This is a genomic window from Novosphingobium rosa NBRC 15208 (assembly GCF_001598555.1).
Lineage (GTDB): Bacteria > Pseudomonadota > Alphaproteobacteria > Sphingomonadales > Sphingomonadaceae > Novosphingobium > Novosphingobium rosa.
Window position 1 is genome coordinate 1 of the sequence record NZ_BCZE01000012.1, and the last position, 13,024, is coordinate 13,024.

Below are 13,024 nucleotides of genomic sequence, written 5' to 3' on the forward strand. Positions count from 1 at the left end.
CGGGACAGCGCCCGCCGTTCAGGGGCCAGTTCGTCAGGCGACTGCTTCAGCCTGAGCGGCGAAGATGCGGTCGCAGCCGATGCGGGCCAGACGCAGCAGGCGCAGCAGGCCTTCCTCGTCATAGGTCGCGCCCTCGGCGGTGGCCTGCACCTCGGCGATATGGCCGCCCTCGATCAGCACGAAATTGGCGTCGGCGTCGGCGCTGCTGTCCTCGATGTAATCGAGATCGAGGACCGGCGTGCCCTTGGTGATGCCGCAGGAGACAGCGGCAACCTTGCGGGTCAGCGGATCCTCGGTGATGAGGCCCTTGGCCATCAGGCCCTGAACGGCCAGACGCAGCGCCACCCAGGCGCCGCTGATCGCCGCCGTGCGCGTGCCGCCATCGGCCTGAAGCACGTCGCAATCGAGGGTGATCTGGCGCTCGCCAAGCTTCTTGAGATCGGTGACGGCGCGCAGCGAGCGGCCGATCAGGCGCTGGATTTCCTGCGTGCGCCCGCTCTGCTTGCCCTTGGCGGCTTCACGCTGGCCGCGCGTGTGGGTGGCGCGGGGCAGCATCGAATATTCCGCCGTCACCCAGCCTTCGCCCTTGCCGCGCAGGAAGGGGGGCACGCGCTCTTCCACGCTGGCAGTGACCAGCACGCGGGTGTCGCCGAAGCTGACCAGCACGCTGCCTTCGGCATGCTTGGTGAAGTTGGTGACGATCTCGATGCTGCGCATTTCGTCTGCGGCGCGGCCGGATGGGCGCATAGGGTTTGGTCCTTATGAAGCAATTTGGCGCGGCTCTAATACCCGCGCCCGGAAATGGCCAGCCCTGCCGTTGCAAAGAAGGCCTCTGTACCCCATGAAAGATGCATCATGCACAGCCTGCCCGTCACCGAACTGACCACCCGCGCCCGCGAGATCTTTCGCCGGGTGGTTGAAGGCTATCTGACGACCGGCCAGCCCGTGGGGTCGCGCACGCTGGCGGGCGGGGGCGAGCTGAACCTGTCGCCCGCCTCGATCCGCAGCGTGCTGGCCGATCTGGAAGGGCAGGGGCTTTTGAGCCAGCCCCATACCAGCGCGGGCCGCATGCCGACGGAAGTGGGCCTGCGTCTGTTCGTCGATGGCATGATGCAGATGTCCCAGCCTACGCGCGAAGAACGCGAAGCCATTGAGCGCAGCCTGACCGAGCCCGGCCCTATCGAGGCCGCTCTGGCCGCCACCAGCGCGGCTCTCTCCGATCTTTCGGCCTGCGCGGGCGTGGTGATGATGCCTGCGCATGAGCCTTTGCTGGCGCAAGTGACCTTGGTGCCGCTCTCGCCCGGGCGGGCGCTGGCGGTGCTGGTGGGGCAGGATGGCGGGATCGAGAACCGCATCGTCGATCTGCCCCCCGGCCTGCCGCCCGGCGCTCTGGAGGAAGCCTCCAACTACATCACCGCCCATCTGGCCGGGCGCACGCTGGGTGAGGCGGCGCGGCTGATGCAGACGCAGATCGCCTCGGGCCAGAGCGCGCTCGATGCCGCCAGCGCCGATCTGGTCAACCGGGGCCTTGCCGTCTGGAGTCAGGATGCGCAGCGCCGCCCGGTGCTGATCGTGCGCGGGCAGGCCAATCTTCTGGACGACAATGCGCTGGGCGATCTGGAACGCGTTCGCTCGCTGATCGACGATCTGGAGAGCAAGCAATCCGTCGCCCAGATGCTCGATCTGGCCCGCGAGGCCGAATCGACCCGTATTTTCATCGGCGCGGAGAACCGGCTTTTCGCGCTGTCCGGCTCATCGGTGATCGCCTCGCCCTATCGTGATCGCGAGGGCAGGGTGGTTGGCGTGGTGGGCGTGATCGGGCCGACTCGGTTGAATTATGCGCGAGTCGTCCCCATGGTGGATTTCACCGCCCAGAGTCTGGGCCGACTGATCCGATAAATGAAGGCAATGATATGAATGAGGACATCTTCCAGGCCGCCAGCGAATCCGGCAAGGACGCAGGCGTGGAGGGCGCTGCCCCCGGCGTGACCGCCGAGCAGGACAGCCGAATCGCGACGCTGGAAAACGATCTGGAAGCGGCCAAGCAGGAGGTGCTCTACGCCCGCGCCGAAACGCAGAACGTGCGCCGCCGTCTGGAAAAGGACATCGCCGACGCCCGCGCCTATGCCAGCACCAGCTTTGCCCGCGATATTCTGAGCGTCGCCGACAATCTGTCGCGCGCGCTTGATTCGATCTCGCAGGATCTGCGTGACGACGAGAAGCTCAAGCCGCTGGTGGCGGGCATCGAAGCCACCACGCGTGAACTGGACAAGGTGTTCAACCAGAATTCCATCCAGAAGGTGGCCGCGCAGGGCCTGCCGCTCGACCCGAACCAGCATCAGGCGATGATCGAAATTCCTCACGCCGACGCCGAGCCCGGCACGATCATCCAGGTTCTGCAGCACGGCTACACCATCAAGGACCGCCTGCTGCGCCCGGCGATGGTCGCCGTGGCCAAGAAGCCCGACTAAAAGGCCCATAGAGAGCCCCGGCGCGGGTGGAACATCCCGCGCCGCCGGTCATATCCCCATCATAGGATGGAGGATATCATGACCAGAACTCTCATGTTGTCGATGATCGCTGGCGCGGCGCTTGCCCTTGGCGGCTGTGCTCATAACTATGGCGGCGAAGGCGCGCTTGGTGGCGCGGGCGCGGGTGCGGTGATCTCGGGCGTGGCGGGCGGCAATGTCGTCACCGGCGCGGCAATTGGCGCGGCCGCGGGCGCTTTGATCGGTTCGACCGTGCATAAGAACGATGGTTATTGCTATCGCCATGACCGCGAAGGCAATGAGCATCGCGTGGATTGTTAAGGGGTTGAAGGGGTAGCAGCAGGGGGCCATCGCCCCCTGCACCCCCGTTACGTCTTCCGACGCTAGGGCAGTGGTTCCGAAATGGAGCGCCCTACCTCTCCACCTGCGCAGCGCAAAGCGCCGCAGGCTTTATGCATCATGATCGATGATCTATGCGGGCGGATTGCCTACGGCGCGGCGGCCTTGCGCAAGGCCGAACCCTATGCGCCACATAGACATTCATGGGAGCGCGAGGGTGTAACACCCTCGCATTGCCCCTTTTTCTTACATCTTCATTCCGGCCATATCGCCGTGATCCATGTCATGCCCGCCCCCGGCTGCTTCCACCTTGAGTGTGCCGACCAGCCTGCGGCCATCCTCCAGCACCAGCTTGAAGCCCAGCGTGTCACCAACCTTCACGGACTTGCGCAGGCCGAAGACCATCACATGCCGCCCACCGGGCGCGAAATCGGCGCTGTCGCCCGGGTCCAGCTTCAGGCGGGGCAGGGGGGCCATGGCGGTGCCCTTGGTCTCGTGCATCTCGGCCGTCTTGGCTGAGGGCAGCACGATGCCGGTGATCGTCACCGGAGCGGGCCCGGTGTTGCGCCAGTTGAAGTAGGCGGCAGCCGGGTGGCCCGGGATCACAGGCAGCACAAGCCGACCCGAAGGCGCGGCATTCTCGGCTGCGGAGGCGGCGGCAGAGGGCGTTGCAACCGCGCTTTCGCTGGCTGCGGCGGAGGAGGGAACCTCTTCGCCCTTGTGGCAGGCGGCAAGGCTCGCCAGCGCGAGCAAGGGGAGGGTAAAGCGCGCGATAAACATCTTCAGCAAATCTCCTGACCGCTCTTTGCTAGACGGTGACAGGCCCCGCGCCAAGCGCCGGTAACCAATTCATGGAGCAAATAGCTGGCAGTCATGACCGATTAGCTTCCCAAAAGGCCTTGTCGGCCCGTGAACCGCTCCTATATGCCTTTTCGTCAAAGAGCCGCCAAACCGGTCTGCCGCGCATGCGGGGGCCTTTGGACAGGCGGTGTCACACAGCGACATGAGGACGGAAGAACTATGGGTAAAGTGATCGGTATCGACCTGGGCACCACCAACAGCTGCGTTGCTGTGATGGATGGCGGCAAGCCCAAGGTCATCGAAAATTCGGAAGGGGCGCGCACCACGCCTTCGATCGTCGCCTTCACCAAGGATGGTGAGCGCCTGATCGGCCAGCCGGCCAAGCGCCAGGCGGTGACCAACCCCGACAACACCATCTTCGCTGTGAAGCGTCTGATCGGTCGCCGTTACGACGATCCGATGACGCAGAAGGACATGGCGCTGGTTCCCTACAAGATCGCCAAGGGGAAGAATGGCGATGCGTGGGTCGAAGCCGGCGGCACCGACTATTCGCCGTCGCAGGTGTCTGCCTTCACTCTGCAGAAGATGAAGGAAACCGCCGAGAGCTATCTGGGCGAGACCGTCACGCAGGCTGTCATCACCGTGCCGGCCTATTTCAATGACGCTCAGCGTCAGGCCACCAAGGACGCCGGCCAGATCGCCGGTCTGGAAGTGCTGCGCATCATCAACGAGCCGACGGCGGCCGCGCTGGCCTATGGTCTGGACAAGAACGATGGCAAGACCATCGCTGTCTACGATCTTGGCGGCGGCACCTTCGACGTGTCGATTCTGGAAATCGGCGATGGCGTCTTCGAGGTGAAGTCGACCAACGGCGACACCTTCCTGGGCGGTGAAGATTTCGACAGCAAGCTGGTCGAGCATCTGGCCGACAAGTTCAAGGCCAAGGAAGGTCTGGACCTCAAGACCGACCGTCTGGCCCTGCAGCGCCTGAAGGAAGCCGCTGAAAAGGCCAAGATCGAGCTGTCGTCCGCGCAGACCACCGAGATCAACCTGCCCTTCATCACCGCCCGTATGGAAGGTGGCGCCACCACCCCGCTCCATCTGGTGGAGACGCTGAGCCGTTCGGAACTGGAGCGTCTGGTCGGCGATCTGATCCAGCGCACGCTGGAGCCTTGCCGCAAGGCGATGAAGGATGCCGGTCTCTCGATCAGCCAGATCGACGACGTTGTGCTCGTGGGCGGCATGACCCGCATGCCCAAGGTGCGCGATGCGGTGAAGGACTTCTTCGGCAAGGAGCCCCACACGGGCGTCAACCCTGACGAAGTCGTGGCCATGGGCGCCGCCATTCAGGCCGGTGTGCTTCAGGGCGACGTGAAGGACGTTCTGCTGCTCGACGTGACCCCGCTGTCGCTGGGCATCGAGACGCTGGGCGGCGTGTTCACCCGCATGATCGACCGCAACACCACGATCCCCACCAAGAAGAGCCAGGTCTACTCGACTGCCGATGACAATCAGCAGGCCGTGACCATCCGCGTCTTCCAGGGCGAGCGTGAAATGGCGGCGGACAACAAGATCCTGGGCCAGTTCGATCTGGTCGGCATTCCCCCGGCCCGCCGCGGTGTGCCCCAGATCGAGGTGACCTTCGACATCGACGCCAACGGTCTGGTGAACGTGTCGGCCAAGGACAAGGGCACCGGCAAGGAGCAGCAGATCCGCATTCAGGCGTCGGGCGGTCTTTCGGACTCCGACATCGACCAGATGGTCAAGGATGCCGAGAAGTTCGCCGAAGAGGACAAGAAGCGTCGTGAGGCCGCCGAGGCCAAGAACAACGCCGAAAGCCTCGTCCATGCCACCGAGCAGCAGATCGCTGAAAACGGTGACAAGGTCGATCCGGCGCTGAAGGCCGAGATCGAGGCCGCCATCGCCGAGGCCAAGACGGCCATCGAGGGCGGTGAGCCCGCCGAGATGACCGCCAAGACCCAGGCCCTGACCGAAAAGGCCATGAAGCTGGGCCAGGCGATCTATGAGAAGGAGCAGGCCTCTGCTGCCGCGCCGGGTGGCGCGGGCGCTCAGGCCCATGACGATGGCGTGGTCGATGCCGAGTTCTCGGAAGTTGACGAGAACAAGGGTTGATCTGATCGCCTGACGTGAAAAGCGGGCCCGCCACGCCGGTCAAGTGGCGTGGCGGGCCTGTTTGTATGTATTTTCGGTGAGGCAGCCCTGTTGCCGATATCCGCGCTGAACTGATCCCGAAGGAAAGCCCATGTCGACGCAGGTCGATTATTACGAATTGCTGGAAGTCACCCGCGAAGCCGATGATGCGACGCTCAAGACGTCGTACCGCAAGCTGGCGATGAAGTTCCACCCGGACCGCAACCCGGGCTGCAAGGACTCCGAGGCCAAGTTCAAGGAGATCAGCGAGGCTTACGACTGCCTGAAAGACCCCCAGAAGCGCGCCGCCTATGACCGCTTCGGCCATGCCGCCTTTCAGAACGGCGGACCCGGCGGTGGTGGCTTTGGCGGTCAGGGCGCCGAATTCGGCGACATCGGCGATATTTTCGAGACGATCTTCGGCAGCGCCTTTGGCGGCGGCGGTGGACGCCAGCAGGCGCGTCGCGGCGCCGATCTGCGCTACGATCTGGAAATCGGCCTCGACGAGGCTTTCCACGGCAAGGATGTCGAGATCGACATCGAGGTCTCCACCACCTGCGAACCCTGCCACGGCAAGGGCGCGGAACCGGGTACCGGCGCGCGCCGCTGCAACCTGTGCGGCGGCCACGGCAAGGTCCGCGCCAATCAGGGCTTCTTCATGGTGGAGCGCACCTGCCCCACCTGTCACGGTCGCGGCGAGGTGATCGAGAAGCCTTGCCGGGCCTGCGGCGGCGAGGGTCGCGTCGACCAGAAGCAGAAGCTGGAGGTCTCGATTCCGGCGGGCGTCGACACCGGCACGCGCATCCGCCTCACCGGCAAGGGCGAGGCCGGGCCTTTCGGCTCGCCTCCGGGCGACCTCTACATTTTCCTCCATGTGAAGCGCCACAGGGTCTTCGAGCGCGACGGCACCACGCTGCTGACCCGCGCGCCGATCAGCTTCACCACCGCCGCGCTGGGCGGCTCGATCGAGATTCCCGGCCTCGACGGCAAGGTGCATGAGATCGAGATCCCGGCGGGCATCCAGTCGGGCAAGCAGCTGCGCAAGCGCGGGGCGGGCATGCCGGTGGTGAATGGTCGCGGCATCGGCGATCTGGTGGTGGAAGTGGCGGTGGAAACGCCGACCCGGCTTTCGGCCCGCCAGAAGGAATTGCTGCGCGAATTCCAGGGCACCGAGACGGGCGATGAATGCCCCGAGGTGAAGGGTTTCTTCAACCGCATCAAGGATGCATGGAACGATATGCGCGAGTAGCGCTCAAGGTGTGATTGAGGCATCACGCCTTGAGCGCTGATTCTTGATGGTCGCATCGTTGTTGCGAAAAACCGGTTCCCACTTTTTCGCACGATGCTCCAGGTCGCGCTTGCGTTCCTCATTCGTTCCAATTACGCAGGCCTTATGGCCAAACCCAAACGTCGCTTCGTCTGTTCTTCCTGTGGCAGTGTCACCAACCGCTGGCAGGGGCAATGCGTCGATTGCGGCGAGTGGAACACGCTGACCGAGGAGGCCCCGGCCACGGTCTTCTCGGCCAAACATGACCTTTCCAGCGGCGGAAGGGCGATCAGCTTCGAGCCGTTGGATATGCCGGGCAAGGCGCTGGTGCGCCGCTCGACCGGTATCGATGAATTCGACCGCGCGCTGGGTGGCGGTCTGGTGCCGGGCAGCGCGATCCTGATGGGCGGCGACCCCGGCATCGGAAAATCCACGCTGCTGCTTCAGGCCAGCGCCAAGGTGGCGCAAGCGGGCGGCCTTGCCGTCTATATCAGCGGTGAGGAAGCCACCGGCCAGATCCGTCTGCGCGCCGAAAGGCTTGGCGTGGCGGCCGCGCCGATCAAGCTGGCGGCCAGCACTTCGGTGCGCGATATTCTCACCACCTTGGGCGATATGGATGCGCCCGCGCTGCTGGTGATCGATTCGATCCAGTGCATGCATTCCGACCAGATCGAGGGCGCGCCGGGCACGGTCTCTCAGGTGCGTGGCTGTGCCTTCGAATTGATCCGCTACGCCAAGGAGAATGGCGCGGCGCTGGTGCTGGTGGGCCATGTCACCAAGGATGGCAGCATCGCGGGCCCCCGCGTGCTGGAGCATATGGTCGATGTGGTCATGGCCTTCGAGGGCGAGCGCAGTCACCAGTACCGCATCCTGCGCAATCTGAAGAACCGCTTCGGCCCGGTTGACGAGATCGGCGTCTTCGCCATGGAAGGCCATGGGCTGGCGGAGGTGGGCAACCCTTCGCTGCTGTTCCTCTCGGGCCGTGAGAACACCATTGCGGGCAGCGCCGTCTTCCCGGCGATGGAGGGCACGCGCCCGGTGCTGGTGGAAATCCAGGCGCTGATCGTGCGGCTGCAATCGGGCGCCACACCCCGCCGCGCGGTGGTGGGCTGGGACAATGGGCGCCTTGCCATGCTGCTGGCGGTGCTGGAGGCGCGCTGCGGGCTCAATTTCTCCAGCGCGGAAGTCTATCTCAATGTGGCGGGAGGCTACAGACTTGCCGATCCCGCCGCCGATCTGGCGGTTGCTGCCGCGCTGGTCTCGGCGCTTTCGGAAAAGCCTCTGCCGCGAGAGGCCGTTTGGTTCGGCGAAGTCTCGCTGGCGGGAGAAATCCGCCCTGTCGCCCATGCCGGTTTGCGGCTGCGCGAATCGGCCAAACTGGGCTTTGCCCATGCCTTCGGGCCGGAGGATAAGGCGCTCTCGGGCAAGAATGGGGCGGCCAAGGAAGCGGGCGGACGTCATACCAGTGTACAACTGCTGCCAAATCTCGTTGACCGCATCCTTGGGGGCGAATAGTCCGGTCCCATATGACCGGCTTTGACGTAACTGTTTTCGTGGTGGTGGGCGCCGCTGCCTCGCTCGGCTTTCTGCGCGGTTTCGTGCAGGAGGCCATTTCGCTGTGCGCCTTTATCGTCGCCATGATGGCGGTGCATCTGTTGCAGGCACCGCTGGCCAAGGCGCTGGTGCCGCATATCGGATCGGAATCCGGGGCCGATGTTGCCGCCTTCCTGTTCCTGCTGCTGGTGCCTTATTTCCTTGTGCGCTTTTTGGCCCGCTATCTGGGCGGGGCGGCGCGCAATTCGATTCTCGGGCCTGTCGATCGCGTGCTGGGCTTCGGCTTTGGCGCGGTGAAGGGTACGCTGATCGTGGTGGCGGGTTTCTCGCTGATCGTGCTGTTCTATGACACGGTCTGGGGCGTGGGCGGGCGGCCCGAGTGGATCACCAGGAGCCGCACTTATCCTTTCGTCAACGCCAGCAGCAGCGCGTTGCTCAAGATCGTGTCGGAGCGCCGCAAGGCGGCTGCAGACGCCGCCGATGCCGACAGTTCGGCCAGCAATGACGATGATGCGCCCAAGCGCCATGTCACGCCGCATCGCCGCGCTCACCGCAAGGCCGATTGAGCCTTGGCTTCAGGCTCGGTTCTCTATTCGCCCGATGTGCTGGCGATGGCGCTGGATCTGGCGCGCTGGCCGATGGCAGGCGATCTGCCGCTGATCGGCGAGGCACGCTCTGCCTCTTGCGGCAGCAGGATGAGGGTGGGCATCGAACTGAACGAACAAGGCGCAATCAGCCGCATCGGCGTTGCGGCGCAGGCTTGCGCGATCGGGCAGGCTGCCGCCAGCTTGATGGCCCGCGCGGCGCAGGGGCGCAATCAGCAGGATTTTGCCAAAACCGAGGCCGAGATCGTGGCCTGGCTTGGCGGGGATGACGCCTTGCCGGATTGGCCGGGGCTTGAAGCGCTGGCGGCGGTGCGGGATTATCCCGGTCGGCATGGTGCTTTCCTGCTGGGCTGGCGCGCCGTGTTGCAGGCGATGGCGACACAGGACTTGCGTGCGCCCCGCGCCGATGTCTGAGGTTTGAGATGACAGTTCCGTTCCCCGCTCCCCCCTTGCGCCTGACCCTCGATGACGAGGCGCTGGCGCATAACTGGCAGGCGCTGGATGCTCTGTCCGGTGCGGCCAAGGCCGGGGCGGCGGTGAAGGCGGACGCCTATGGCTTGGGCGCGCGCCGGGTGGTGCCGCTGCTGGCCCGCACAGGTTGTGCGGATTTCTTCGTCGCCCATTGGGCTGAGGCCGCCGATCTGGTCGATCTGGTCGATCCGCGCAGCATGGCCGTGCTGCATGGGCCGTTGAGCGACGCCGATGTAACCTTTGCCAAGGCGACGGGCGTGAGGCCGGTGCTCAATTCGCTCGATCAGGCGCGGCGCTGGCGTGAAGCGGGCGGCGGTCTGTGCGATGTGATGGTCGATACCGGCATGAACCGGCTCGGGCTGGCGACCGGCGATTTGGGGCAGCTGGCCGGGCTGGAGGTGGATGTGCTGCACTCCCATCTGGCCAGCGCCGATGAGGACAGCGCGCTGAACGCGCTGCAACTTCAGCGTTGGCAGGCCTCGCTTGGCGCCTTGCCGCATCGGCGTGCGGCACTGGCCAACAGCGCGGGCATTGCCCTGGGCGCGGCCTATCATGGCGATCTGACGCGTCCGGGGCTGGCGCTGTATGGCGGCATTGCGCGCCCGGAACTGGCCGATGTGATCCGCCCGGTGGTGCGGCCTCAGGTCGCTTTGCTGCAAGTGAGGCAGATCGCGCCCGGCGAGACCGTTGGCTACAACGCCACCTTCACCGCGTCCGGCCCGATGCGCCTTGGCACCGTGGCGCTGGGCTATGCCGATGGCTATCTGCGTTGCTGGTCGGGGCAGGGGATGCTGCGCTCCGGTGATGGTGTTGAGGTGCCGGTGCTGGGCCGCGTCTCGATGGATCTGACCATCGTCGATCTCACCCGGGCCCCCCATCTGGCCGAGGGCGATTGGCTGGATGTGGTCTATGATCTGCCGCGCGCGGCTGCCCAAACAGGCTTGTCGCAATACGAGCTGTTAACCGGATTGGGCCGTCGTTTCGCACGTGCGGGCTAAACTTGCGTTTTGCTCTGCTGCTGCGCAGCAATCTGTTGCGTCCATGGTCTTTTGAGTGCAAACTGCCGTTCAGAAACGGGAGTAGGACAGACTGATGGCTGACAATGCGGGCTCCAAGGACAACACCGTCATCATCAAGAAATACGCCAACCGCAGGCTGTATAACACCCAGTCGTCGAGCTACATCACGCTCGACCATCTGGCGAAGATGACGCGTGAGGGGATCGAGTTCCGCGTGCTGGACGCCAAGTCCGGCTCGGACATCACCCATCAGATCCTCACCCAGATCATCATGGAGGAAGAGGCCAGCGGCGAGCAGATGCTGCCGGTCAATTTCCTGCGCCAGCTGATCGGCATGTATGGCAATTCGATGCAGGCGCTGATCCCGCATTATCTCGAAGCCAGCATGGACCAGTTCCGCGCCAACCAGCTCAAGCTGCGCAAGGCTTTCGAGGACAGCATCGAGACCAATCCGCTCGCCCGGCTGACGCAGCAGAACATCGCCATGTTCCAGGCCGCCGCCGCCGCCTTTATGCCCGGCGCGGAAGGTGGGGCTGTCTCGCCCAAGGATGAGGCGCCCGCTGCTGCTGGCGAGCCTGAAAAGACTGGCGAGACCCGCAACGAACTCGATGCCCTGCGTGAGCAGATGCTGGCCATGCAGAAGAAGCTGGATCAGCTGGGCAAGTAAGGCTGATCAGGGGAAGGAAGCGGTTTTTTCCTTCCCTCTTTGCTACACAGGGGTTTGAACTTGGAGCTTCGCCCGGCTAAGGCCGCGCGCATGACACAGAACGCTCCCAACCCCAAGATCCGCCACGCGCTGACCGTCAAGCGCGCCGATGATTTCGCGCAATGGTATCAGCATGTCGTCTCCGAAGGCGAAATGGCCGAGGAATCGGGCGTGCGCGGCTGCATGGTCATCAAGCCATGGGGCTACGGCATCTGGGAGCGGATCCAGAAGCTGATGGACGCGCGCATCAAGGAAGCGGGCGTCGACAATTGCTATTTCCCGCTGTTCATTCCGCTCAGCTACTTCTCCAAGGAGGCCGACCATGTGGAGGGCTTCGCCAAGGAGATGGCGGTCGTCACCCATCACCGCCTGATCGGTGACGGCAAGGGCGGGCTGATCCCCGATCCCGAGGCCAAGCTGGAAGAGCCGCTGATCGTGCGCCCCACCAGCGAGACGGTGATTGGCGCCGCAATGAGCCGCTGGGTGCAGAGCTGGCGCGACCTGCCGCTGATGGTCAACCAGTGGGCCAATGTGGTGCGCTGGGAAATGCGCACCCGCATGTTCCTGCGCACCAGTGAGTTCCTCTGGCAGGAGGGCCACACCGCCCATGCCGATCGCAACGATGCGATGACGGAAACGCTGCGCGCTCTGGAAATGTACCGCGAGTTTGCCGAAAACGTGCTGGCCATGCCGGTCGTGGCCGGTGAGAAGCCCGAGAATGAGCGCTTCCCCGGCGCCGTCGCCACCTATTCCATCGAGGCGATGATGCAGGATGGCAAGGCGCTGCAGGCGGGCACCAGCCATTATCTCGGCACCGGCTTCGCCGAAGCCGCCGGCATCCGCTACCAGTCGAAGGAAGGCGCTCAGGAGCTGGCGCATACCACCAGCTGGGGCGTTTCCACCCGCATGATCGGTGGCGTCATCATGACCCATGGCGACGATGATGGTCTGCGCGTGCCGCCCGCCATCGCGCCGCATCAGATCATCATCCTGCCCATGCTGCGCGAGGACGATGGCGATGAGGCCCTGCTGGCCTATTGCGAGGAAATCCGCCGCGAACTGGCCAAGCTGTCCGCACTGGGCGAGTCCGTTCGCGTGCTGCTCGACAAGCGTGCGGGCAAGGCCACGCAGAAGCGCTGGGCCTGGGTCAAGAAGGGCGCGCCGATCATTCTGGAAATCGGCGGTCGCGACGCTGCTGGCGGCATGGTTTCGGCGGTGCGTCGTGACCGGCTGTGGAAGGATGATGGCAAGGTCAATTTCGTCGGCCAGACGCGCGATGCGTTTATCGCCGCTGCCGTTTCCGAGCTGGAAAGCGTCCAGTCCAGCCTGCATGCCGAGGCCACGCAGCGCCGCGATGCCAACATCACCACTGGCATCACCTCGCTCGATGCGCTGGCGACATTCTTCGCTGAGGATCAGCGCTATCCGGGCTGGGTCGAGCTGAACTGGTCGCGCCCCACCGGCGCCGCGCTGGAGAAGGTGGTCGAGCAGCTCAAGGCGCTCAAGCTGACGATCCGCAACACCGCGCTGAATGCCGCGCCCGCCGAAGGGCAGTGCCCCTTCACCGGCGAGCCCGCTGTCGAGCGGATTTACGTGGCGCGCGCTTACTAAGACAAAAAGCC

Annotated in this window: 13 protein-coding genes; 11 read left to right on the plus strand and 2 right to left on the minus strand. The window is 64.7% G+C overall.

The window, feature by feature from the left end:
- Window positions 1-33: 33 nt before the first annotated feature.
- Entirely contained in the window at window positions 34-747 is a 714-nt protein-coding gene (rph, locus tag SR3_RS05540; protein WP_068081952.1) for a ribonuclease PH, read from the minus strand.
- 108 nt (window positions 748-855) lie between these two features.
- Between rph and hrcA the strand changes: the two genes are divergently transcribed.
- The 3 genes from hrcA to SR3_RS05555 all read left to right on the plus strand — a co-directional run bounded on the left by hrcA (window position 856) and on the right by SR3_RS05555 (window position 2,810).
- On the plus strand, window positions 856-1,899 hold the full coding sequence (gene hrcA / locus SR3_RS05545; RefSeq protein WP_068081955.1) for a heat-inducible transcriptional repressor HrcA: 1,044 nt from the start codon (window positions 856-858) through the stop codon (window positions 1,897-1,899).
- Between the two features lie 14 nt (window positions 1,900-1,913).
- The gene (grpE, locus tag SR3_RS05550; RefSeq protein WP_068081958.1) at window positions 1,914-2,471 is read left to right on the plus strand and encodes a nucleotide exchange factor GrpE; all 558 of its coding nucleotides are present in this window, start codon (window positions 1,914-1,916) and stop codon (window positions 2,469-2,471) included.
- Window positions 2,472-2,549: 78 nt separating this feature from the next.
- On the plus strand, window positions 2,550-2,810 hold the full coding sequence (locus SR3_RS05555; RefSeq protein ID WP_068082267.1) for a hypothetical protein: 261 nt from the start codon (window positions 2,550-2,552) through the stop codon (window positions 2,808-2,810).
- Window positions 2,811-3,074: 264 nt separating this feature from the next.
- Here SR3_RS05555 and SR3_RS05560 read toward each other — a convergent pair whose 3' ends face one another.
- Entirely contained in the window at window positions 3,075-3,608 is a 534-nt protein-coding gene (locus SR3_RS05560; RefSeq protein WP_157098647.1) for a copper chaperone PCu(A)C, read from the minus strand.
- A 240-nt stretch (window positions 3,609-3,848) separates the two neighbouring features.
- On the opposite strand from SR3_RS05560, the gene dnaK reads away from it, so the two are divergent.
- The 8 genes from dnaK to SR3_RS05600 all read left to right on the plus strand — a co-directional run bounded on the left by dnaK (window position 3,849) and on the right by SR3_RS05600 (window position 13,013).
- Window positions 3,849-5,762, plus strand: coding sequence for a molecular chaperone DnaK (gene dnaK, locus SR3_RS05565; RefSeq protein WP_068081969.1), 1,914 nt, complete (start codon window positions 3,849-3,851; stop codon window positions 5,760-5,762).
- 130 nt (window positions 5,763-5,892) lie between these two features.
- A complete protein-coding gene (dnaJ, locus tag SR3_RS05570) occupies window positions 5,893-7,029 on the plus strand; it encodes a molecular chaperone DnaJ (protein ID WP_068081972.1) in 1,137 nt (378 codons plus the stop codon).
- 144 nt (window positions 7,030-7,173) lie between these two features.
- A complete protein-coding gene (radA, locus tag SR3_RS05575; RefSeq protein WP_068082270.1) occupies window positions 7,174-8,562 on the plus strand; it encodes a DNA repair protein RadA in 1,389 nt (462 codons plus the stop codon).
- Between the two features lie 11 nt (window positions 8,563-8,573).
- Window positions 8,574-9,167 carry a CvpA family protein gene (locus SR3_RS05580; protein ID WP_068081978.1) on the plus strand — a complete coding sequence of 198 codons (594 nt, stop codon included), beginning with the start codon at window positions 8,574-8,576 and terminating at the stop codon, window positions 9,165-9,167.
- A 3-nt stretch (window positions 9,168-9,170) separates the two neighbouring features.
- Window positions 9,171-9,620, plus strand: a complete 450-nt coding sequence (locus SR3_RS05585; RefSeq protein WP_245653785.1) for an iron-sulfur cluster assembly scaffold protein — start codon at window positions 9,171-9,173, stop codon at window positions 9,618-9,620.
- An 8-nt stretch (window positions 9,621-9,628) separates the two neighbouring features.
- Entirely contained in the window at window positions 9,629-10,675 is a 1,047-nt protein-coding gene (locus tag SR3_RS05590; protein ID WP_068081980.1) for an alanine racemase, read from the plus strand.
- A 94-nt stretch (window positions 10,676-10,769) separates the two neighbouring features.
- Entirely contained in the window at window positions 10,770-11,363 is a 594-nt protein-coding gene (gene phaR / locus SR3_RS05595) for a polyhydroxyalkanoate synthesis repressor PhaR (protein WP_068081983.1), read from the plus strand.
- 90 nt (window positions 11,364-11,453) lie between these two features.
- Entirely contained in the window at window positions 11,454-13,013 is a 1,560-nt protein-coding gene (locus SR3_RS05600) for an aminoacyl--tRNA ligase-related protein (protein ID WP_068081986.1), read from the plus strand.
- Window positions 13,014-13,024: the final 11 nt, after the last annotated feature.

Bases quoted from the DNA above. Each gene is read 5' to 3' on its own strand.
- rph (WP_068081952.1), bottom strand. From the start codon at position 747: ATGCGCCCATCCGGCCGCGCCGCAGACGAAATGCGCAGCATCGAGATC.
- hrcA (WP_068081955.1), top strand. From the start codon at position 856: ATGCACAGCCTGCCCGTCACCGAACTGACCACCCGCGCCCGCGAGATC.
- grpE (WP_068081958.1), top strand. From the start codon at position 1,914: ATGAATGAGGACATCTTCCAGGCCGCCAGCGAATCCGGCAAGGACGCA.
- SR3_RS05555 (WP_068082267.1), top strand. From the start codon at position 2,550: ATGACCAGAACTCTCATGTTGTCGATGATCGCTGGCGCGGCGCTTGCC.
- SR3_RS05560 (WP_157098647.1), bottom strand. From the start codon at position 3,608: ATGTTTATCGCGCGCTTTACCCTCCCCTTGCTCGCGCTGGCGAGCCTT.
- dnaK (WP_068081969.1), top strand. From the start codon at position 3,849: ATGGGTAAAGTGATCGGTATCGACCTGGGCACCACCAACAGCTGCGTT.
- dnaJ (WP_068081972.1), top strand. From the start codon at position 5,893: ATGTCGACGCAGGTCGATTATTACGAATTGCTGGAAGTCACCCGCGAA.
- radA (WP_068082270.1), top strand. From the start codon at position 7,174: ATGGCCAAACCCAAACGTCGCTTCGTCTGTTCTTCCTGTGGCAGTGTC.
- SR3_RS05580 (WP_068081978.1), top strand. From the start codon at position 8,574: ATGACCGGCTTTGACGTAACTGTTTTCGTGGTGGTGGGCGCCGCTGCC.
- SR3_RS05590 (WP_068081980.1), top strand. From the start codon at position 9,629: ATGACAGTTCCGTTCCCCGCTCCCCCCTTGCGCCTGACCCTCGATGAC.
- phaR (WP_068081983.1), top strand. From the start codon at position 10,770: ATGGCTGACAATGCGGGCTCCAAGGACAACACCGTCATCATCAAGAAA.
- SR3_RS05600 (WP_068081986.1), top strand. From the start codon at position 11,454: ATGACACAGAACGCTCCCAACCCCAAGATCCGCCACGCGCTGACCGTC.